Genomic DNA, 21705 nt, shown 5'->3' on the forward strand with positions numbered 1-21705 from the left:
CCGCGCAGTGGCAAACGGGCGGCCGCCACTGAAGCCGGATCAGGCGTCGAGTCCACCGATGATTGCGCGAAACGGATGGCCCGCACCCGTTCGGAAACCTCATTCCGGGCAGACACGCAGGTGAGGCGCATGGACGCGCCCTTAAATGATGCATTTTGTTTACATGTTTTTCAGGCCATATGGACGCTCGTGACATGAATGCTCTGGAGGGCTGACGATGGCTCAACGGGAACTCGACGAAAGCAGCTTGCGTGAACTCGTCGACGCCTTCTATGCGCGCATCCGCGCCGATGCCGCGCTGGGCCCCATCTTCAACGACGCCATTCATGATTGGCCGGAGCACCTCGAAAAGCTCGCGGCGTTCTGGTCTTCGGTGATGCTGGCAAGCGGTCGCTACAAGGGCCGGCCGGTGCCGGCCCACATGAAGCATCGCGACCGCATCACTCCGGAACTGTTCGACCGCTGGCTCGCGCTCTGGGCACAGACCACGAATGAGCGGATGGCACCTGAAGTCGCCCACGCACTTCAGGCCAAGGCCGCCCGCATAGCGGAAAGCCTCCAGATCGCCATGCTGCTGCGGCTCGACCTGCCGCCGGCCTCCCGGCCCGGGAACGAGCACGCGGTGCCATGATCACCACCGGGTAGCCAGCCGGCACGCACGCCCCGCGTCACGACTTGGCGGCGGAACCGCGTATTTCCTTACGATTGACCTCCGGGAACAGCCACATGGCGATCACCATGAAGGCTCCCAGAAAGATGACCGCGTATTTCGGGCCGACCTGCCCGAGATGCGCCTGCAGGGCATAGCCCGCAGCCGCGACAAGGACCACGATCAGCGAGATGGTGAGTTTGACAATGGTGGGCATGGTCGGCTCCGTTGGGCTGAAGGGGCGTTGCGGACGGGGTGGCGGCGCTGGGCTTCATGACGCGGTCTCTCCCCGATCCGACCTAGACGAGTGGGGCGAACGCGTCGCCCCCGATGCGGTAGAGCGCGGCGAGCGCGCCGATCTGGGCCAGCGCCATGATGGCGAGCACGGTGCGCCCGTCCTTCCAGCGCTCCGGCCAGATCTCGAAGGAGGCCGGAGCGAACAGGAAGGCGAGGCCCGCCACCACGATCACGCTGGTGAGCTGCAGCTCGACCAGACCGAAGGCGAGCGTGAGCCCGCCCAGCGCCAGCATCAGCGCGCCGTTGACCAGCGCGAGGACGGGGCTTGAGGCCTGCCCCCGCTCGCGCAGGGCGTTGAGCGGGAACGAGCCCGACAGGATGAGGAAGCCGACGCAGCACAGCGTCGAGAACAGGGCGAACCAGGCAAGCGCGACGACGTTCGGCTCGAGTGCAGCCATGACGATCTCCTTGAAACGGAAGGGAAGGCAGCCTGTTATTCGGCAGGCTGCCGGGTCATGGAGCCGGCGGCGGCATCGGCGGGTCGGGGCGTGCGCGAGGTCTTGCGCATGTTCTGCTTGATGTAGCGGGTGTCGTAGCCGTTGAAGAGATGGCCGATCAGGCCGCGATCAAGGTCGGAGGTACCGAACAGCCAGTCCATGATCGGGAAGGTGAGGTTCATGTTCCTCTCCATCATGATCGACTGGTTGTGGTGCGCGGCGTGGTGGCGCCGGTTGGTGTTGATGAACGGCACGTTCCGCACGAACCAGTTCTCGTCGATATGCGTGGTGAAGTGCATGAACTCGTAGAGCAGGTACACCGAGGTCGTGGTGGCGATGAACAGCCAGCCGACATTGGGAGAGATCAGCCAGGACAGCACCACGGCGCCGGGGATCGACATGAGCGTGAACGTCACCAGCGCATAGGGCGGGAAAAAGGTGACGCGCCAGTCGTGGTGGCCAGCGAAGCGCATCTCCTCCTCGGTGAAGAACTGGTGATGCATCAGCGTGTGGCGGTTGTAGACCGCGCGCAGCAGCGGGATGCGCGAGGGCCGGTGCATCACGTAGCGGTGCAGCGCCCATTCGAAGAAATTGCAGAACAGGAACACCACGGGGACGGTGAGCCATTCCCACCACGCCACGTCGTGGATGTTGGAGACGTACACGTAAAGGGCGGTGAAGCCGATCGTGTAGATCACCGCGATGTGCAGCCAGCCATTGTACCAGCCGGCAACCCGCTCGCGGTAGGTCGCGCGGTATTTCCGCTGGCGGTCGGTCATCGGGCTGACGGGAAGTTCCATGTCGTCCTCCTTGGGCGGTCGTTCCTTCGGGGCGGCGCGTGGCGCCTGTTGCCCTATGACAAGAATGCATCTAACATATCAGTGTTACATTAGTTGGCAAGCGACTTGATCGAGGTCGCCGCAACAGCCGTCAGGACAAGGCGTTCCCGGGCAGGTCCCGCGGGACCCGAGAGGCCGGGGATCCAGAATGAGCCTGAACTATCGAGCCGCCGTGCTGCATGAGGCCGGCGGGCCGCTTGTCATCGAGAGAGTCGTCGCCGAGCCCCTGCGCCCGCACGACGTGCGCGTGAAGATCAAGGCGGCGGGGCTCTGCCATACCGACCTCGAGGTGATCGAGGGCGGGCTGCGCTACCCGATGCCGATCGTGCTCGGCCACGAGGCGGCGGGCATCGTCGAGGAGGTCGGCCCGCAGGCTCGCGGCGTGGCGCCGGGCGACCATGTGGTGCTCTCCTGGAACCCGCATTGCGGCGGCTGCTTCTACTGCGACCGCTCGCTGCCGATCCTGTGCGAGGACTATCTGGAGCAGGGAGCGAAGGCGCTGGCGTTCGATGGCAGCCCGCGCGCGCGGCTCGCCGACGGACGCGAGCTGCGCCAGCTGATGTTCCTCGGCGCCTTCGGCGACTACTGCATCGTGCCGGACCAGCAGGCGATCCCGGTGCCGCGCGAGATCCCCTTCGACCGAGCCTGTCTCATCGGCTGCGGGGTGATGACCGGGGCCGGCGCGGCGATGAACGTCGCCGCGATCCGGCATGGCGACACGGTGATGGTGCTGGGCTGCGGCGCCGTCGGCCTGTCCGCCGTGCAGGGCGCGCGGCTCGCCGGGGCGCAGGAGATCATCGCCGTGGACCTGAACGAGGCCAAGCTCGCGCTCGCCGGCGCCATGGGCGCGACCCGGCTGGTGAACGCGGCGCATGAGGAGCCGACGGAGGTGGCGCGCAAGGCGACCGGCGGGCGCGGCGCCGACGTCGTGCTGGAATCCGCCGGCAACCCCGCCGCCTTCCGGGTGAGCGCCGAGGCGGTGCGTCCGGGCGGCGAGATCGTCTGGCTCGGCAAGATCGACGTGGACAAGGATGTCGCGTTCCGCTGGGGCTCGCTGATGGGCGAAAAGCGGATCCGCCGCTCCTCCTATGGCGGGGCCCGCCCGCACCGGGATTTTCCCCTGCTGGCGCGGGCCTATCTCGACGGGCGGCTCAAGCTCGACGAACTCATCACCGCCCGAATCTCCCTCGATGAGGTCAATGACGGCTTCGACGCCCTCCGGCGCGGCGACGCCATACGAAGCGTCATCATGTTCTGACGCCGCTCAGATGGCGAGGTCGGCCGGACGGTGCGCCTGCCGGCTGTCGCCGGGCGCCTGCGTCCGGTCGGTCAGCGTGTAGTCGCGCGACACCTCGGCGATACGCAGCCGGTAGTCGCGGAACACGCCGCTGCGGCCCTTCGCCTGCGCCGCACGGTGGTCGGGGCGGTTGCGCCAGCGGCGGACCGCCTCCTCGTCGCGCCAGAAGGAAAGCGAGAGCATCTTCTCCGGCTCGGCCAGGCTCTGGAAGCGCTCCACGGAGATGAAGCCGTCGATCTCGAGGAGATCGGCGCGCAGCGCGGCAGCGATGTCGAGATAGTGCTGGCGTTCGCCCTCGGCAGGCCAGACTTCGAAGATGACGGCGATCATGACAGGCTCCCGGTTGCTGCGATCCCTCATCCTGCACACGAGGCAGGCAACGCGTAAAGTCTGCCGAACATAAAATATTCCATAGATATATCACTGTGCCGTCGGGGGGCCGCATTCACGCTCCCGGAGGCGGCGCGTCCGGAGCGACAAATGAGACCTGGAGCGGGTTTCCGCCGACCTCTCCCCTGTCGCACCCTCATCACAAATTGATCTAAGTCAAAATTATCTGTTGCAGACATTCATTTTGCATATTTATGATATGTCAGACCTAGGACGGGCGTCAGACCCGCAGGGGAGGAAATCACGATGAATCTCAACCGCCGCTCAGTGCTGCGGGGGATCGGTGCTGCCGGTCTGTCCGCGTCCATGCCGGGCGTCTTCGCGCCGGCCATCGCCCAGTCGAAACCTGTCCGCATCGGCATTCTCGCTCCGCGCTCCGGCGCCATGGGAACGGTCGGCGAATGCGGTATCCGCGCCGTGCAATGGGCCGCCGACCGCATGAACAAGGACGGCGGCATCGCCGGGCGTCCCGTCGAGCTGATCTTCGAGGAGGAGACCTCGCCCAAGGACACCATCGAGCGCTTCCGCCGCTTGGTGCTGCAGGAGAAGGTCGACTGCGTGCAGGGACTGATCTCCACCGGCGTGTCGATGGGCGTCGCGCCCGTCGCCGAGGAGGAGCAGGCGCTGCTCATCATGTGGGACGGCACCACGCAGGACGGTGTGAAGGAGGCGATGCCCGACGCGCGCTACGTGTTCCGCTCCACCGACAATGAGTGCGAGGCGGTCATGTCCTCGCTGCTGTCGGTCAAGTATTTCGGCAACAAGATCAAGCGCGTCGCCGGCATCAATCCCGACTACTCCTACGGGCGCAACAACTGGGAGGCGTTCCGGCAGATCCTCACCCGTGCCGGGGTGCAATACGAGGTGGTGGCCGAGCAGTGGCCCAAGGTCGGCACCATGGACCTCACCTCCCACATCGCGGCGCTGAAGGCGGCCAAGCCCGACTTCATCTTCTCCTCCATGCTGTTCGCCGACCTGCCGGTGTTCATGAAGCAGGGCAGCGCCGCCGGCCTGTTCGAAGGCGTGAACCTCGCCCTGCCGGCCGCCGGCTGGCAGCTCAACCAGCTCAAGAAGAGCTTCATGCCGGAGAACATCGTCTTCGGGCACAACACGCTCTACTTCGCGCTGCCCGACGCCTCGCCGCTCCAGAAGGCCTTCGTCGAGGACTACATGGAGCGCTACCAGCAGGCGCCGCACTGGGAGGCCGACCGGGCCTATTTCGCGCTGGCCGCCTACAAGGCCGGCACCGAGGCCGCCGCCAAGGCCACCGGGCGCTGGCCCAAGCTCGACGAGATCATCGACGCGATCCCCAGGCAGGAAGTGCAGAGCCTTGGCGGGCCGGGGCGCTTCCGCGCCGACAAGATCGCCGAGCAGGTGTTCTACCAGGGCCTGTCGACCAACGATAACGCCTACGACTTCCCAACCCTGCGCACCGTGAACGCCTACACCGCCGACCAGCTCCAGAAGCCGCCGGGCATGGATTTCTGGGAATGGCTGAAGACCGCGAAGCTGCCGGTCTGAGGGCGCACCATGAGCATGTATGTCGACATGATCCTCGGTGGCGTGTTCCACGCCGCCGTGGTCTTCCTCGTGGCTGCCGGGCTCCAGCTGGTGTTCGGCGTCCAGAAGATCGTCAATCTGGCCTGCGGGTCCTTCTACGCGCTCGGCGCCTATTTCGGCATCACCGCCGTGGCGGGCGCCGCGGCGATGGGGCTGCCGAGCGTCGTGGTGCTGCCGGTGCTGCTCGCGGCAGGGCTCGCCATCGGCCTCATCGGCCTGCCGGTGGAGCGGCTGCTGCGCACGGTCTACCGGCGTGACGAGAGCCACCAGCTGCTGCTGACCTTCGGCCTGCTGCTGGTCTTCCAGGACGTGATGCGCTTCCTCTGGGGGCCGACGCCGCTGACCCTCGACAACGCCTATCTCGCCTACGGCACCGCGGAATTCGCCGGTGTCCGCGTACCAACCTACAACCTGCTGGTCATCGCCGCGAGCATCGCCATCGCCGCCGGGCTCGGCCTGTTCCTGCAGCGCACGCGCACCGGGCGCATCATCCGCGCCACCGCCGAGAACCGCGAGATGTCCGAGGGGCTCGGCGTGAACTCCAACCGCGTCTTCGCGGCGGTGTTCACCGTCGGCTGCATGCTCGGCACGGTGGGCGGCGCGCTGGTGGTGCCGGCCTCCGCCGCCTCGCTGGAAATGTCGGTGGAACTGGTGGTGGAAGCCTTCGCCGTGGTGGTGATCGGCGGGTTGGGCTCGATGCGCGGGGCGATGGCCGGCGCGCTCATCGTCGGCCTCATCCGCGCGGTGGCGATCATGGTGCTGCCGGAAGCTGAAATCCTCTCGATCTACGTGGTCGTCATCGCGGTGCTCATCCTGCGCCCAGCCGGCCTGTTCGGAAAGGCGATGGCATGAGCGCCCCCCATATCGTCGAAAGCACCGCCCTCGCACGCCCGGCCGCCGAAGCCTCCCGCGCTTCCGGCCTGTGGGCCTTCCTGGTGATCGTGGCGGCGATGGCGGCCCTGCCGTTCTTCGCCTCCACCTACACGCTCACCCTCATGGTGCCGTTCTTCGCGCTCGCCATCGCCCTGCTCGGGTTCAACCTGCTGTTCGGCTATACCGGGCTGCTGTCCTTCGGCCATGCCATGTTCCTCGGCATCGGCGCCTACAGCGCGGCGGTGATGACCTCGAAGCTCGGCATCCTGTCGTTCGAACTGATCCTGCTGGTGTCGATCGCCGCCTCGGTGATCATCGCGGTACCGGTCGGCTTCCTGTGCGTGCGCTACACCCGCATCTTCTTCGGCATGCTGACGCTGGCCTTCGGCATGCTGTTCCACTCAGTGCTGTACAAGTTCTACGGCATCACCGGCGGCGACCAGGGCATGCGGGTGCTGCGCCCGCTGCTGTTCGGCATGGAGTTCGAGGGTGGCAAGACCGCCTTCCTCACCGGGCCGTTCTACTACTACGCCCTCGGCCTGCTCACCGCTCTCGGCCTGCTGATGTGGCGCATCGTGCGCTCGCCATTCGGCCTGCATCTGCAGGCGATCCGGGAGAACGCGCAGAAGGCGTCCTATCTCGGCGTCGAGGTCACCCGCATGCGTCTGTCCGCCTATGTCATCTCCGGCGTCTATGGCGGCATCGGCGGCGCGATCCTCGCGATCACCATCGGCCTCGCCGACCCGGAGATCGTGTACTGGACCCAGTCCGGCAACCTCGTCTTTATGGCGGTCCTCGGCGGTTCCGGCGCCTTCATCGGCCCGGTGGTGGGCTCCCTCGCCTTCGTGCTGCTGCAGGACATGGTGATGTCGGTGACGCAGTACTGGCGGTTCGTCATGGGTGCGGTGCTGATCCTGCTGGTGGTGTTCTTCCCCGGCGGCCTTTCCGGCATCGCCGGCGGCCTGTTCACTCGCTTCAAGCGCGGGAGCTGAGCTATGACGACACTTCTCGAGGCCCGCACGGTCTGCAAAAGCTACGGCGACTTCCACGCCTTGACCGATGTTTCCCTCTCGGTCGCCGACGGCGAGTTCATCTCCATCGTTGGCCCCAACGGCGCGGGCAAGAGTACGCTGGTGAACGTGCTCACCGGCCTGCTCCGGCCCACCTCCGGCCGGGTCGCGTTTCGCGGCACGGACATCGGCGGCATCGGCCCGGTGGAACTGGCGCGGCGCGGCATGGCCCGCGGCTTCCAGCTGGTGAACGTCTTCCCCGAGCTCACCGTGCGCGAGACATTGGGAGTCGCGGCCTCCTCGCGGCTCAAGCGCACCGGCAACCCGCTGCGCAGCCTCGCCCGCGACCGCGAGGTCGCCGATGCGGTGGAGGAAGTGGCGGAGATCTTCAACCTGCGCCACCGGCTCGACCAGCCCGCCCGCGCCCTCTCGCAGGGCGAGAAGAAGCTGCTCGACGTCGCCAGCGCCTTCGCGCTCAAGCCCGAGCTGATCCTGATCGACGAGCCGACCTCGGGCGTCTCCACCGGCGACAAGCATTCCATCATGGAACTGCTGATCGATGCGTGCCGGAAGGCGGGCGTGCGCGGCATCATCCAGGTCGAGCACGACATGGATCTCGTCGCGCGCTACTCCGACCGCATCGTCGCGCTGCAGGCCGGGCGCGTGCTGGCGGATGAGAAGCCGGAGGTGTTCTTCAAGGATCCGGCGCTGATCGCGGCGGTGGTCGGCACCCGGCCTCCGCAGCTGCGGCCCAAGGCCGCCAATCTCAACACCTCGTCCGAGACGGCCAGCCAGAGGAGCGCGGCATGCTGAAGATTTCCGGCCTCAAGGTCGACATTGCCGGCAGCCGCATCCTCAACGGGCTCGACCTCACGGTGGAGCCGGGTGAGCTGGTCTGCCTGATCGGCCGCAACGGCGCCGGCAAGACCACGACCTTCCGCACCATCATGGGGCACCGCCAGCCGGTCGCGGGCTCGATCAGCTTCAAGGGGCAGAACCTCGTCGGCCTGCCGACCTACAAGATCGCACAGCTCGGCATTGGCTATTCGCCGGAGGAATCCGACGTCTATGGCGACCTCACCGTGGCGGACAACATCGCGCTGCCGACCTGGACGCGCCCCTCCCCGCTCTCGGAAGAGGACCGGATCGAGCGCTCGCTGAAAGTCTTTCCCAAGCTGCGGCAATATCTGGCGCGCGGCGGCCAGCAGCTCTCCGGCGGCGAGCGCAAGATGGTGTCGGTCGCCCGGGCGCTGGCGCTGGACCCGAGCCTGCTTCTGCTCGACGAGCCGTTCGAGGGCCTGTCGCCAGCGATCATCCCAGTCATATCCGAAGGCATCGCGTCGATCCGCGCCATGGGCGAGGCGGTGCTGATGGCGGAGTCCAACGTCCACCATCTGCCCGATTACGTCGACCGGCTCTATGTGGTGGAGCGCGGCGAGATGATCTTCGAGGGCACGCTGGCGCAGGCGCAGGCCGACCGCGCGGTGATGCGCGTCATCGCCGGCGAGGTCGAGCTGGAGCATGCGTGAGGCAGAATGCGAAGGCCGGCGCCCGCATGCGGAGCCGGCCTTTCGCATCGGCCGTCCAGCGTCCTGTCAGTCGTCCAGCGTCTTGCGGGCGAAGGATTCGATATAATCGATCAGCTTGTCGGAAGCCTCGCCCGCCTTGGCGCTGTCGCGCACCGCAATGGCGGCGGCAAGCTCGGCGTGCAGATGCGCCGCCAGCGGCAGGTCCGCCACGCGCTTGTAATGCTGGTACCAGAAGCGGCGGGACAGGGCGTGCATCAGCCCCATGGAGCGGCTGGCGAACTCGTTGCGCGCCGCCTCGGACACCAGCGTGTTCAGCGCGCGGTCGAGCCGCATGAACTCGATGCCGTCCGCCCGCTCGGCCGCCGCGCGCATGCCGTCGGCGATCTGGGCGAACTGCTCGCGTTCCTCGTCGCTGGCCCGCTCGGCCGCGAGCTCGGCCATCAGACGCTCCAGCACCCGCCGGGTCTCCAGCAGGCGGAGCTGGGTGCGCAGATTGATCTCGGAAACCAGCACGCCGCGTCGGGGCAGCACCACCACCAGCCCGTCGCGCGCCAGGCGCTGCAACGCCTCGCGGATCGGCGTGCGGCCGATATTGAGGCGCTGCGCCAGCGTCAGCTCGGAGAGCACCGTGCCCGGCGGCAGCTGCAGCGTCGAGATCAGCTCCTCCAGCTGGCGATAGGCGCGATCGGTGAGCGTGAGATCCTCGGTCTCGAACCGCTCCTCATTGCGCCGGCTGCGCGACGTGCCGGTCTTACGGGTGTCCGTGGCGGCGCGCTTGGTACCTGCTGGCGGCATGGGGAACTCCGGAGAAAACCGGCCGGGAAAGGACGGTGGAAGGCGAAGTCTGGAGATATCGAAGTCTGAGATATCACTGAGTCGCGGCCAGCATATCACCCCGCGCGGCGGCATAAAGGCGCAGCAGGGCCTGCGCGAAACGCTCCGGATCCTGCGCCATCAGATTATGCCCGGCGCCCGGCCACACGTCGAGCCGCGCGCCGGGAATGCCCTCGGCGATCCGCCGGCCATGCGCGAGCGGGCACTGGTCGTCCTCCGCGCCATGCAACACCAGAGTGGGCAGGACGATGCCGGCCAGCGCGGCGCTCAGATCGGCATTGCGGACGCTCTGCCATGCGCCGGCCACCGCCACCGGCGTGGCATAGGCGGAAAGCGCCAGCCGCTCGGCCCGCAGCCGTGCTTCTTCGGCGAGGCCTTCATGGCTATCGGAATGGAACCACACCGCCTCGGTCCCCGCACAGGCGGTGCCGCTCGCCAGGACTAGACCGTCGAGCCGGGCGGGGTCGTGCCGGGAGAGATAGCTCAGCGCCACCAGCACCCCCATGCTCCACCCGACCAGCGTCACCGGAGCCGGTGCCGCCTCGATCACGGCATGGAGGTCCGCCGCGAAGTGAGCGAGCGTGTAGGCCTCGGGCGACGGCGGGCTGAGCGAACGCCCGCGCCCGCGCAGGTTCGGCATGAGGATCACCCGTTCGCCGCCGAGCCGCGCCGCGACCGCGCTCCAGCTCGCCGCCGTGCCCTGTATACCGTGCAACAGTATGAAGCTGCCGCGCGCGGGGTCCGCGCCGCCGGCGACCCGCAGGCACTCGATGGCGCCGGCGGGCGTGTCGATGACGTCTGTCGTGGGCGGCACCATGGCGGCACTCAGGCCGCGCGGGCAGTGAGAGCGGCGTCGATATCGGCGCTGGTGAACTCCCACTCATTGCCGAAATTGGCGACCACATCGCGCATGAAGCGCTCATGGTTCGTCAAGGCCGGCTCGGCGGCACCGAAATGATCGGCGAGCATGGCCAGGGCGAGTTGCGCGGGAGCGATCCCCTCATAGCTCCACTCGAAGCCGTCTCGGCTTATTTCCCTGATGTCCGTACGCTCCGGCAGCGGAACGCCGTCCACCGTCACCAGCACGCCGTCGATGGTCCTGTCTCCGCGATATGTCTTCATAACCAAATTCCATTAGCACCCGACATCTGACATGTTAGATGTCTATTTTATGGCAGGCAATGGAATTCGTGCCTCGTCGACGTTCCAAGCGCGGGGACATCCGCAATCGGGGAACGGCATTGCCGACAGGCGCAGGGGCAGGCCCGGAACATGATCTCCGGTCGGAGCGCCGCCAACGCCGTTGGCCCGAGTACGGTTCGAACGGCGCGGCTCCGAACGGCCCTCCGAGAACGCGGACAACCGCTTACGACGGCCCCGTTGCGAGCAGGGCCTCCCGCGCCGCCCGGATGTGCCGTCGCATGAGGATTTCCGCAACATCACCATCCCGCTCGACGAGCGCGGCAAGGATGCGGCGGTGTTCCTTCCACGCGGCGAGACCGCGCCCCTTCAGCAGCCCGTGTCGCGAGCGGCAGAGTTTCAGCCGGGGATAGAACTGCTCGCACAGCAGCCCGGTAAGTACCGGATTCCGGCAGCCCATCGCGATGCGCACATGGAAGTCGTTGTCGAAATCGTTCTGGACGTAGGGGCCCTCCGGATCGGAATGCAGCCCCTCGCCATGCCGCTCGACGATGGCAGCGAGCTTCTCGAACTCGACATCGGTCATCGCCGTCGCGGCCAGCCGGCAGGCCATGCCCTCCAGCGCTTCACGCACATCGAGCAGCGACAGGAAATCCTCCAGCGTCGGCGAGATCACCCGGACGCCCTGATGGGCGACATGTGTGACGAGTCCCTTCTCCTGAAGGCGTCTCAACGCCTCGCGGACCGGTGCGCGGCTGACGCCGAACTCGTCGGCAAGCGCCGGCTCATTCAGCTTCTCTCCCGGCCGGATGCGCCCCGCCATGATCGCCGAGGTGAGCATGTCGAAAAGCGCGTCGGACTGGTTCGAGCGCCGAGCACCCTCTGGATAGGCGATTTGTGTCGACACATTGATGGGCGCGCTCAAGCTCACCTCCTTATAAATTGGTCGACATCGGCTTGCGATCGCGACAATTCTCTGCAATGTGTCGACAATAACGAAAACTTGGGAGGATAACCAGATGATACGCCTGCTTCTGGCCGTCACGGCCGGCCTCGCCCTCGGCGGCGTGGCGCCGGCCCAGAATTTCGAGCCCGCCAACCCCGAATGCATCGCCCCGGCCGCGCCGGGCGGCGGCTTCGATCTCACCTGCCGCATCACCTCCCAGCAGCTCAACGAGCTCGGCATCGTCAAGCCGACGATCCGCACCACCAACATGCCCGGCGGCATCGGCGCCGTCGCCTACAACAACATCCAGGCCCGCCGGGTCGACGACCCCAACGTCATCATCGCCGTGTCGACCGGCTCCTGGGTCAATCTCGCCCAGGGCAAGTTCGGCCGCTTCAACGAGAACGACGTGCGCTGGCTCGGCGCCATCGGCGCGGATTACGGCGTGCTGGCCGTGCGCAAGGACAGCCCCTACAAGACGCTGCAGGATTTCGTCGACGCGCTGAAGAAGGATCCGGGTTCGGTGACGATCGGTGCCGGCGGCACGGTCGGCAGCCAGGACTGGATGAAGCCCGCCCTCGTCGCCAAGGCCGCGGGCGTCGATCCGCGCAAGATGCGCTACCTGTCCTATGAAGGCGGCGGCGAGGCGCTGGCGGCGCTGCTCGGCGGCACCATCCAGGCGGTGCCGGGCGATGCTTCCGAAGTGCAGGGCCAGCTCGAAGCCGGCGAGATCCGCGTGCTCGCGACCTTCTCCGAAGATCGCCTGCCGGGCGTCTTCGCCAATGTGCCCACCGCCAAGGAACAGGGCTACGACGTCCAGTGGCCGATCGTGCGCGGCTTCTATGCCCCGCCGAAGATCACCGACGAGCAGTACGCCTACTGGGTCGATGCGCTGAAGAAGCTCAATGCCGATCCCAAGTGGCAGAAGGTGCGCACGGACCAGGGCCTGTTCGAATACGACATGGTCGGCGCGGACTTCGATGCGTTTGCCAAGCAGCGCACCGACGCCTTCCGCAAGCTCGCCGCCGAAGTCGGCCTGAAGACCACCGATAACTGAGGTCGGGTCATGAAGGCTGGGCTGTTGGGCGACCGGATCACCGGCTCTCTCTTTCTCCTCATCGGCATCGGCGCGATCTGGCATGCCTGGTCGCTCGACGTTCCCTTCGCCGCCGACCCCGTCGGTCCGAAGGCCTTCCCGATGGTGGTCGGGGCGCTGCTGGCGATCGCCGGTGCATCCATCCTCCTGCGGCCCGACGAGATCGCGTGGGAAGTGGGCGACTACGGCCGGGTGGCCGTGGTCGCCGGCGCGAGCTTTTTCTATCCGCTCGCGCTGGAATTCATCGGCTTCGTCCTGGCGACGGCCCTTCTGTGCTTTGCGTGCGGCAAGGCCTTCCGGGGCCCGACAATCGGCACCGCCATCGCCTCGGTCGCGCTTTCAGTGACCTTCCTGCTGCTGATCGACGTCGTGCTCGGTCTGCCCCTGCCGCGCGGACCGCTGGGTATCTGACATGGACGCCGTATCCTCGCTGGCCTTCGGCTTCAGCGTCGCCTTCACCCCGTTCAACCTTTCACTGGCTCTTGCCGGCGCCGCCCTCGGCACGGCGATCGGCGCGCTGCCGGGCATCGGCCCGATCAACGCCATCGTGCTGCTGCTGCCGCTGTGCTTTTCGCTGAAGCTGCCGCCCGAGAGCGCGCTGATCCTGCTGGCCGGCATCTATTACGGCTCGGGCTATGGCGGGCGCATTTCGTCGATCCTGCTGAACATTCCCGGCGACCCCGGCCTCGTCATGACGACGCTGGACGGCTATCCGCTCGCCCGACAGGGCCGCGGAGCGGCGGCCCTCGCGCTGAGCGGCATCGGCAGCTTCGTCGGCGGCACGCTCACCGTCCTGCTCCTCACCTTCCTCGCCGTGCCGATCGCCCGTCTCGCGGTGGCGTTCGGGCCTGCGGAATATGTGTCGCTGATGGTGCTGGCCTTTGCCCTGCTCTCGACCATGGGACAGGGACGCACCGCCAAGACCTGGGCGGCGATCTGCCTCGGCCTGCTCGGCGCGATGATCGGCATCGACGGCGGCTCAGGCGTGGAGCGTTTCACCTTCGGCTCGCTGGAGATGCTGGGCGGCATCGACTTCACCACGCTGACGATCGGCCTGTTCGCCGTGAGCGAGATCCTCGTCGTCGCCGAGGGCATGCGTTCGGGCGCGGTGACGAATCTCGGCTCCGGCGAACGGTTGAAACTCAGCGAGTTGGTGAGCTGCCTGCCGGCGATGTTTCGCGCCACCGGCATCGGTTTCTTCCTCGGCGTTCTGCCGGGCACGGGCGCGGCGGTGGCGTCGGCGCTCGCCTATACGGCGGAGAAGCGCGTCTCGAACCGCAACAACACGTTCGGCAAGGGCGACATGCGGGGCCTCGCGGCGCCCGAGACCGCCGACAATGCGGCGCAGACCGCCTCCATGGTGCCGATGCTCGCGCTCGGCATTCCCGGCTCCGGCACCACGGCCGTCATGCTCGGCGCGCTGCTGATGTACTCGATCACGCCGGGCCCGCTCCTGTTCACGCAGCGGCCGGAGATCGCCTGGGGCCTGATCGCCTCGATGTATATCGGCAACGTGATGCTGCTGGTGCTGAACCTGCCGCTGGTCGGCCTTTTCGCCCGCCTGCTGCTGGTGCCGAACTGGATCCTGTTCCCCGGCGTGCTGGGACTCTCCTTCGCGGGCGTCTACGCCGCCACCAATTCCACGTTCGAACTGCTGCTCACCACCGGCATCGGCATCGCGGCCTATGCGATGCGCAAGATGGGCATCCCGCTCATCCCCATGCTCATCGCCTTCGTGCTGGCGCGCCTTCTGGAAGACAACATCCGGCGCGCCCTGTCGATCTCGGACGGCGACCTCATGGCCCTGTTCTCCTCGCCGGTCGCCATCCTGTTCTGGCTGCTCGCCGCCCTGACGCTGCTGGTACCCGTGCTGGCCCCCCGGTTCGGCCGGCGCATTCGCGCCGTCTCGGACAGCGAGGGCGGCTGAGGCTGCTTCGGTTCAACCGCACATCTACAAGGACCAACGCCGTGACCTATCTTCTCAGCGCCGATCTTCCCGCAGCCTCGGCCGGCGCGCGCTTCCGCTCCCTGATCGAGCGCGACGCGATCCTGCAGATGCCGGGCGCCCATAACGGGCTGGCCGCCATCCAGGCCCGCGATGCCGGCTTCGAGGCCCTCTACCTGTCGGGCGCGGCGGTCAGCGCCGCGATGGGCCTGCCGGACCTCGGCATCCTCACCGTCGACGACATGGCGTTCCACATCCGCCAGATCGCCCGCGCATCGAGCCTGCCGATCCTGGTCGACGGCGACACCGGCTACGGCGAAGCGCTCAACGTCATGCACATGGTCCGCAGCTTCGAGGACGCCGGCGCGGGCGCGGTGCAGATCGAGGACCAGATCCTGCCCAAGAAGTGCGGCCACCTGAACGACAAGCATCTCGCCTCGCCCCAGGATATGGCCGCGAAGGTCAATGCCGCCCGCAAGGCGCGCCGCGATCTCGTCATCGTCGCGCGCACGGATGCCGCCGCCAGCGAAGGCATCGAGGGAACGGTGGCGCGCGCCAAGCTTTATCTGGAAGCCGGCGCCGACGCGATCTTTCCGGAAGCCCTGACCTCGGTCGACATGTTCCGCGACGTCGCCCAGCGTCTGCCGGGCGTGAAGCTGCTCGCCAACATGACCGAGTTCGGCCGCACCCCGGCACTGACCGCGGCGGAGTTCCAGGAACTCGGCTACCGCATGGTGATCTGGCCGGTCTCCTCGCTGCGCGTGGCCGCCAAGGCGCAGGAAGAGCTTTTCGCCGAGATCCGCCGCGCCGGTACGCCGAAGGCGCTGATCGCGCGCATGCAGACCCGGGCCGAGCTCTACGACACCATCCGCTATTTCGATTACGAGACGCTCGATCGGTCGATCGTCACGACAGTGCTCCCATCCGCATAGACGGCCAGGCAGACCAGCTTCAGACGAGCGGCCGCGCATGCGGATCGCGTGAGCAATCCCTGCTGTCGCCGGAGGTGGCCGGCGTCGTCGAAACGTTGCCTTGCCGGGCGATAATCGGCGCGCGGCGATTCTGGCCCGGAAGATCCGGAGATGAGCCCACGCGCCAGGCCGCCGCCGAGCCCGGCGTCGGAGATGGCGCTCGACAAGATGATCCGGGCGGAGGCAGCCGGTCCACCGCGTTTGCGTCGGCCCCGCAATCGCTGCATCAGCGACAGTCGCAGACGAACACGGCATCCCGGCCACTCCATGGGGCGGACGACAGCGTCCGAGGAGGAGCACGGTCAGCCAAAGCCCCCCCAACAGATGCTGGACAACCCTGTCCTGAAGGGAACGTCTGTTCAAAAATGCCGCCCCCTGCTTCTCGACCGCAACGTCGAGATCGTTCCGACAGACGTCTACGGCGGGGGCACCCGCGGGGCTGTCAGCAGGCCTTCGTCTGATTGCGGCATAGTGACCGACCGGGTATCACGGCCGCAGCTTATGACTCCCGGCGACCTTCTGGACACAAGTCGCCTTATTCCACTAGAAATATCAAATCACCATCTTACGCCGCAACGTTGAACGCTACCATCACAAATGAATATGAATCACGTTCGCGACTATCTAATAACTTCTTATGATTTCGATACTGCTAGCAATCTTTGGCATCGACCAAACGCAAGCCCATTCTCCTATTCCGATGGTGATGAAGTAGAAGATAGAATTTATTCTATTATCAAAGAAAGCTCTGATCGCTCCTCGTCGTCGATAGAACTACAAAAGTCAATTACAGACTGGCCAACGAACTATCATTTCAACTCTCGGCGCGCCAACTTAATGCGCCCGATTCGGCATTTGCTGAAAGGATCGATTCTCGAAATCGGAGCGGGAACCGGGGCCGTCACTCGGTTTCTCGGCGAAAATGGCGGTCAGATCCTCGCCATCGAGGGGAGCGGGCGGCGGGCGGCCATCGCGGCCACACGCTGCGCCGATCTGTCCAACGTCACTGTGGTAGCGGACGACTTTGCTGCCCTCCCGTCGGGCCCGAAATTCGATGTAGTGACACTGATCGGCGTGCTGGAATATGCGCGCATATTCTTCAAGATCGACGATAGCGATCCTGTGGCCGCCCTCATCGCGCGCGCTCGCAGCTTTTTGCGTCCTGGCGGCATCCTCATTGTCGCCATCGAGAACCAGCTTGGTTTGAAATATTTCGCGGGCTGCGCGGAAGATCACACCAGCAAGCCCATGTTCGGCATTGAGGATCTCTATCGCGGGGACACGGTGATGACGTTCGGGCGAGCGGAGCTCTCGCGACGTCTCGCCGATGGCGGCCTGCCGCATCAGCAATGGTGGTTTCCATTGCCGGACTACAAGTTGCCCGTTTCGGTGCTGTCGGATCAGGTATTGCGACATGAGGTCGACTTGTCGGCGCTGCTCGCTGAGGCGGTGCGCACCGATCCGCAGATCACGGGTCCGCTCGCATTTTCACTGGAGCGCGCCTGGAGCCCCGTCTTCCGCAACGGCCTGCTTGGCGATCTCGCCAATTCGTTTCTCGTGTTGAGCTCCGACGAGGCGTTGCCAGATCACGACGTCCTGGGTGTTCACTATGGCACCTCGCGACGGCCGGAGTTTTCGAAAGAGGTTCGTTTTGAATGGCAGGACGGGACCGTTCGTGTGTGCCGCAGCCGGCTGAATCACGAGCCGGGCGCCAACCCCTCGGAATTGATCTCGCTTCATTTGGCCGACGAACCGTTCCTGCCCGAGCGCACCTGGCACGCCGAGCTCATATCACTGTGGGCGAGGGCAGGATGGACGCTGGAGGAGTGGAGAGGCTGGGCCCGGCGCTGGCTGGACTCCGTGCTGGCTCTCACGCCTATGCCCGCCCAGCCCGCTCCACCCCCAGCTGCGATTGTCCCCGGCCATCTGGTGGATGCCATTCCGCGGAACATGGTCCTAGACGGCAAGGGAACACCGCACTTCTTCGATCAGGAATGGCGGCTGAATGAGCCGGTCGAGATCGGCTTCATCGCCTACCGCGGCATTTACGACAGCCTCGACACCCTGGTCAGCTGCGCCAAGCCTACTGAAGGCGTCAGCCTCAGCAAAATGTCGCTGTTCCAGGATTTCACCAGGTCGCTGGGTTGGCAGGTGACGGCTGACGACATACGGCGCTACACGCAATTGGAAGGACGTATCCAAGCAACGGTCTCGGGAGCCAGCGAGCGTCCGCTTTCCAGCCTTTACGACACGGTCGCCGTCCACCTCGGGTTCGGAGATATGAAGGTCAATTGCATTCAGGCCTTGCAGCAGCAACTCGTTGAGTCGCAGGCTGAAATCCAGCAACTAACGACATCGAACGAGACCAGGGAAAACGAGCACCAAGCCTATCTCCGGTATATTTCAGATATCGAGGAGAAGCTGGCGACATCAACCAAGACCCGGGAAAATGAGCGCCAGACTACCTTCCAGTATATTGCAGATATCGAGCAGAAGCTGGCGGCATCGATCAGGTCCCGGGAAACCGAGCGGCAAACTTCCCTTCAGTATATTGCAATTATCGAGCAAAAACTGGCGGCATCGATCAAGTCCCGGGAAACCGAGCGCCAGACGTCATTTCAGCATGTTTCGGCTATCGAGCAGCGACTGGCGGCGTCGATCGCTAGCCGGGAAAACGAGCACCAGACCTCTCTCCAGCACATCACGGCTGTCGAGCAGCAACTGGCGGCGTCGATCAATAGCCGGCAAAACGAGCACCAAGCCTCACTCCAGCACATCGCGGCTATCGAGCGGCAACTGGCGGCATCATTGGAAGCTTATCATGAGGTGCAGTGGCAACTGATAGCCATGAAATCCGCGAGCGATTGGCTGGCCAGCCAACTATGCCGCGCTTATTTCAAACCGTGGCACCCCCTACGCCAAGGCATACAGCGCTTGGGATTGCATACGGCACTGTTTTTCAAGCCCGTACTCTCTCGCCGCGGCATTCGCCGTTTCCGGAAGTCACTTCTGAGACGCGAACCTGTCCGTTTCCAACTCGAATGGGAAAGAAGGAGCACTCTTGCCGCTGTGTTGCCTGCAGGCGAGCACGCTCCAACATACGGCGAACAAGAATTTATTCCAATCCAGAGCGAAAATTACATCGGCATACCGGCAGAAGAACTGGAAGCCGATCAAGAGAATGATGCGAATTTCAGCACACAGGCCGACAATAGTAATGAATTATACGAACTTACAAATGAACCAGACATCATTCTGATTCGCACCGATCAAAAAATATCTCTTGAATTCAGCGAAATAAGTTCATTTGATTCTCAATCTGAGAACGACATTGCACTGATAGAGAATCATCAATTCTTTGATGATATTTCTTATTCTGGAACCGCGGAAGCTGCCCAGATGGGCATGTCACCGATCGCCCATTATGTGAAGCTAGGCGAAGCTCGCGGACTTGCGCCATCGCGACAGTTCGACCCGACTTTCTACAGGCGCCGCTACCCCGACATCGTAGAACGCTGTTTAGTTCATTATATCTGTCATGGCCGGGATGAAGGGCGTTCCCCCTTCCCGGTTGCGCGGCGACTGAACTATCCCGTCGGAACGATAGACCCACGTCTACCTACAGTAGTCATTCTGGTACATGAAGCCTCTCGTACCGGGGCTCCCATTCTTGCATGGAATATAGTCCGCTCGCTCCGTCAAAAATACAATGTCGTTGTCTTTCTCCAGCGGCAGGACGCTCTTACGGAAGCTTTCGAGATGGCGGCAAACGCCGTTGTCACCATGCCCATCGATCTCGTGGCGCATGAGGCTGAGTTCGAGGAACTGGCGCGAGAACTGATCAGCAATTACAATCCGATCTATGTAATCGCCAACAGTGTCGAGAGCCGCAGTCTCGTGCCCGCCTTCGAAGAGAACGGCGTGCCCGTTATTGCCCTGGTTCACGAATTCTCCAACTGCCACCGCCCACTCGGGATTCTCTACGGCCTTTTCAAACTGGCGTCACAGGTGGTCTTTCCGGCACAAATCGTAGCGGACTCTGCGCTCACCGATCATCGCCACCTGATGCCCCGCCGCTACACCATCCTGCCGCAGGGGCACTCCGAAGTGCCCCCTCAAGCCGAGAGTGCGGAAACGGGATTTCCCGTCGCAGATCCGCGCATACTGAAAAAACCGGGCCTGCCCGAGCATGGCGACATCGATGCCTTGCCGCCGCGCGATGGAACCCTGCTTGTGGCGGGTATGGGTACCATCACGCCCCGCAAGGGAGTTGATGTATTCTTGTCAGCGGCAGCCGAAGTCGTTCGCCGCAGGCCAGACCTGTCGATCGAATTCGCCTGGGCCGGTGAGGCCTTCACCTTCGACCAATCCTATGTCGATCTGCTGGAGGCGCAGGTGGAGCGCAGCGGCCTCGCCGGCCGATTCCGCTTTCTCGGGGCCTTCAGCGACCTTGAGCCGCTCTACGCGCGCACCGACATCATGGTGCTGTCCTCGCGGCTCGATCCGCTGCCCAACGTTTCCATCGACTGCGCCCTGCACGGCATTCCGGTACTGTGTTTTGAAAATGCCGGCGGAATGGCAGAGCTTCTGCTGAAGTCCGAGGATACACGCAAGCTGGTCGTGCCCTATCTGGATGCGGGAACCCTTGCCGAACGCATCGTGGAACTGGCCAGTGACACGGATCTGCGCCGGACGCTCTCACAGGCCGTACGGGAGATCGGCGATCGTACCTTCGATATGCAGGGCTATGTCGATGCTATCGACAATCTCAGGCAGGCATCGCTGCATGTGCGGCGGCAGACGCAGATCGATTTTGAAACGATCGGAGCTGCCAGCATGTTCAATGCGACACTCTACCAGCCGGGCGACACCGCGCAGATCGGTAGCGATGAGGCTCTTTGGCACTATTTGCAGGCCTCCCGTCATGCGGTTCCCCGCGGCGAGCCTTATTCCGGCTACTTCGTACGTCGTCCCCTTGAGGGCTTTCATCCGTTGATCTACGCGGAAGACAACGCCGCCTATGACGAGATGACAGGCGAAGATCCGCTGGCGCATTATCTGCGCTCCGGCTCTCCCAGGGGTCGCTGGCTCCATCAGACAATCACACCACAGGCGAACCCGCCATCAGTACCCAGCCATCTCAGGGTCGCGATGCACGGGCATTTCCACTACCCGGAACTCCTGCCGGAATTCCTCGGGCGGCTCTCCCGGAACCGGGTGCCCTGTGACCTCTTCCTCACGACCAGCAGCGAGGAGCGCCGTCTGCAACTCCAGCGCTCGCTGGAAGAGTTCGGCATGAGGGGAACGGTCATGGTCGTTCCAAACAAGGGGCGTGATATCGGGCCCCTGCTCAATGCCTTTTCGCGCGAGCAGCTTTTCGCCTACGACATAATCGGCCATGTCCATGGCAAGCGCAGCCCACATGCCGATGGGTCGCTGGGTGATGTGTGGCGCACCTTCCTCTGGGAACATTTGATTGGCGGCGATTTTGCCATGCTGGACGAGATCGCGGCCGCTTTCGAGGCAGATCCGCGGCTTGGCCTTGTGTTTCCCGAGGACCCGAATCTTTGCGACTGGACCGAGAACCGGGAGATTGCCGAGGCCCTCGCGGCACGAATGGGCATCGATCTAACGAACCACTTCGACTTCCCGATAGGCACGATGTTCTGGGCTCGTCCGGAAGCACTCCGGCCGCTCTTCGATCTCCATCTGACTTGGGACGATTATCCGGCGGAGCCGCTGCCCATCGACGGAACGATGCTGCATGTGCTGGAGCGGATGATACCGTTTGCGGCCCGCAAGGCCGGCTACGATTATGCGACGACCTACGTAAGGAACCATCGGCGGTGACGCATCCTCCTATCAACTTGGATGGATGCGGCGTTCGAGTTC

The 21705-nt window shown here is 64.8% G+C and carries 20 protein-coding genes; 12 read left to right on the plus strand and 8 right to left on the minus strand.

Features of this window, described 5'->3' with window-relative positions:
- Positions 1 to 217: 217 nt before the first annotated feature.
- A complete protein-coding gene (locus STARVERO_RS00230) occupies positions 218 to 631 on the plus strand; it encodes a group III truncated hemoglobin (RefSeq protein WP_144343769.1) in 414 nt (137 codons plus the stop codon).
- Between the two features lie 37 nt (positions 632 to 668).
- On the opposite strand, the gene STARVERO_RS00235 is transcribed toward STARVERO_RS00230, so the two are convergent.
- From STARVERO_RS00235 to STARVERO_RS00245, 3 genes are all read right to left on the minus strand, one after another.
- The gene (locus STARVERO_RS00235) at positions 669 to 866 is read right to left on the minus strand and encodes a hypothetical protein (RefSeq protein WP_144343768.1); all 198 of its coding nucleotides are present in this window, start codon (positions 864 to 866) and stop codon (positions 669 to 671) included.
- Between the two features lie 82 nt (positions 867 to 948).
- Complete coding sequence (locus STARVERO_RS00240) at positions 949 to 1344, minus strand: hypothetical protein (protein ID WP_144343767.1); 396 nt, start codon at positions 1342 to 1344, stop codon at positions 949 to 951.
- A 35-nt stretch (positions 1345 to 1379) separates the two neighbouring features.
- Positions 1380 to 2183, minus strand: a complete 804-nt coding sequence (locus STARVERO_RS00245) for a sterol desaturase family protein (protein ID WP_159597499.1) — start codon at positions 2181 to 2183, stop codon at positions 1380 to 1382.
- A gap of 187 nt (positions 2184 to 2370) precedes the next feature.
- Between STARVERO_RS00245 and STARVERO_RS00250 the strand changes: the two genes are divergently transcribed.
- Complete coding sequence (locus tag STARVERO_RS00250; RefSeq protein ID WP_159597500.1) at positions 2371 to 3480, plus strand: Zn-dependent alcohol dehydrogenase; 1110 nt, start codon at positions 2371 to 2373, stop codon at positions 3478 to 3480.
- Positions 3481 to 3486: 6 nt separating this feature from the next.
- On the opposite strand, the gene STARVERO_RS00255 is transcribed toward STARVERO_RS00250, so the two are convergent.
- Entirely contained in the window at positions 3487 to 3849 is a 363-nt protein-coding gene (locus STARVERO_RS00255; RefSeq protein WP_144343764.1) for an antibiotic biosynthesis monooxygenase family protein, read from the minus strand.
- 306 nt (positions 3850 to 4155) lie between these two features.
- Here STARVERO_RS00255 and STARVERO_RS00260 point away from each other — a divergent pair, with 306 nt between their 5' ends.
- From STARVERO_RS00260 to STARVERO_RS00280, 5 genes are read left to right on the plus strand one after another with little or no spacing between them, the layout of a single operon-like run.
- On the plus strand, positions 4156 to 5430 hold the full coding sequence (locus tag STARVERO_RS00260) for an ABC transporter substrate-binding protein (RefSeq protein ID WP_159597501.1): 1275 nt from the start codon (positions 4156 to 4158) through the stop codon (positions 5428 to 5430).
- A gap of 9 nt (positions 5431 to 5439) precedes the next feature.
- The gene (locus tag STARVERO_RS00265; RefSeq protein ID WP_144343762.1) at positions 5440 to 6321 is read left to right on the plus strand and encodes a branched-chain amino acid ABC transporter permease; all 882 of its coding nucleotides are present in this window, start codon (positions 5440 to 5442) and stop codon (positions 6319 to 6321) included.
- Positions 6318 to 7334, plus strand: coding sequence for a branched-chain amino acid ABC transporter permease (locus STARVERO_RS00270; protein ID WP_159597502.1), 1017 nt, complete (start codon positions 6318 to 6320; stop codon positions 7332 to 7334). The genes STARVERO_RS00265 and STARVERO_RS00270 overlap by 4 nt, the downstream gene beginning before the upstream one ends.
- Before the next feature lie 3 nt (positions 7335 to 7337).
- Positions 7338 to 8165, plus strand: coding sequence for an ABC transporter ATP-binding protein (locus STARVERO_RS00275; protein WP_159597503.1), 828 nt, complete (start codon positions 7338 to 7340; stop codon positions 8163 to 8165).
- Positions 8159 to 8881: an ABC transporter ATP-binding protein gene (locus STARVERO_RS00280; RefSeq protein ID WP_159597504.1), complete on the plus strand. Its 723-nt coding sequence runs from the start codon at positions 8159 to 8161 to the stop codon at positions 8879 to 8881. The genes STARVERO_RS00275 and STARVERO_RS00280 overlap by 7 nt, the downstream gene beginning before the upstream one ends.
- Before the next feature lie 66 nt (positions 8882 to 8947).
- On the opposite strand, the gene STARVERO_RS00285 is transcribed toward STARVERO_RS00280, so the two are convergent.
- From STARVERO_RS00285 to STARVERO_RS00300, 4 genes are all read right to left on the minus strand, one after another.
- On the minus strand, positions 8948 to 9676 hold the full coding sequence (locus STARVERO_RS00285) for a GntR family transcriptional regulator (protein ID WP_159597505.1): 729 nt from the start codon (positions 9674 to 9676) through the stop codon (positions 8948 to 8950).
- A gap of 73 nt (positions 9677 to 9749) precedes the next feature.
- Positions 9750 to 10532: an alpha/beta fold hydrolase gene (locus tag STARVERO_RS00290; protein ID WP_159597506.1), complete on the minus strand. Its 783-nt coding sequence runs from the start codon at positions 10530 to 10532 to the stop codon at positions 9750 to 9752.
- 8 nt (positions 10533 to 10540) lie between these two features.
- Positions 10541 to 10837: a DUF6166 domain-containing protein gene (locus STARVERO_RS00295; RefSeq protein WP_144343756.1), complete on the minus strand. Its 297-nt coding sequence runs from the start codon at positions 10835 to 10837 to the stop codon at positions 10541 to 10543.
- A gap of 244 nt (positions 10838 to 11081) precedes the next feature.
- Positions 11082 to 11780, minus strand: coding sequence for a GntR family transcriptional regulator (locus tag STARVERO_RS00300; protein ID WP_244616458.1), 699 nt, complete (start codon positions 11778 to 11780; stop codon positions 11082 to 11084).
- Between the two features lie 94 nt (positions 11781 to 11874).
- Between STARVERO_RS00300 and STARVERO_RS00305 the strand changes: the two genes are divergently transcribed.
- The 5 genes from STARVERO_RS00305 to STARVERO_RS00325 all read left to right on the plus strand — a co-directional run bounded on the left by STARVERO_RS00305 (position 11875) and on the right by STARVERO_RS00325 (position 21663).
- Positions 11875 to 12858, plus strand: a complete 984-nt coding sequence (locus STARVERO_RS00305) for a Bug family tripartite tricarboxylate transporter substrate binding protein (RefSeq protein WP_159597507.1) — start codon at positions 11875 to 11877, stop codon at positions 12856 to 12858.
- Positions 12859 to 12867: 9 nt separating this feature from the next.
- Positions 12868 to 13308 (plus strand): tripartite tricarboxylate transporter TctB family protein, encoded by a 441-nt coding sequence (locus STARVERO_RS00310; RefSeq protein WP_159597508.1) that lies wholly within the window; start codon positions 12868 to 12870, stop codon positions 13306 to 13308.
- A 1-nt stretch (position 13309) separates the two neighbouring features.
- Positions 13310 to 14824: a tripartite tricarboxylate transporter permease gene (locus tag STARVERO_RS00315; RefSeq protein WP_159597509.1), complete on the plus strand. Its 1515-nt coding sequence runs from the start codon at positions 13310 to 13312 to the stop codon at positions 14822 to 14824.
- 41 nt (positions 14825 to 14865) lie between these two features.
- Entirely contained in the window at positions 14866 to 15774 is a 909-nt protein-coding gene (prpB, locus tag STARVERO_RS00320) for a methylisocitrate lyase (RefSeq protein ID WP_144343752.1), read from the plus strand.
- Between the two features lie 642 nt (positions 15775 to 16416).
- A complete protein-coding gene (locus STARVERO_RS00325) occupies positions 16417 to 21663 on the plus strand; it encodes a rhamnan synthesis F family protein (RefSeq protein ID WP_159597510.1) in 5247 nt (1748 codons plus the stop codon).
- The last annotated feature ends 42 nt before the right edge of the window (positions 21664 to 21705 follow it).

It is taken from the genome of Starkeya nomas (genome assembly GCF_902703545.1).
Lineage (GTDB): Bacteria > Pseudomonadota > Alphaproteobacteria > Rhizobiales > Xanthobacteraceae > Ancylobacter > Ancylobacter moscoviensis.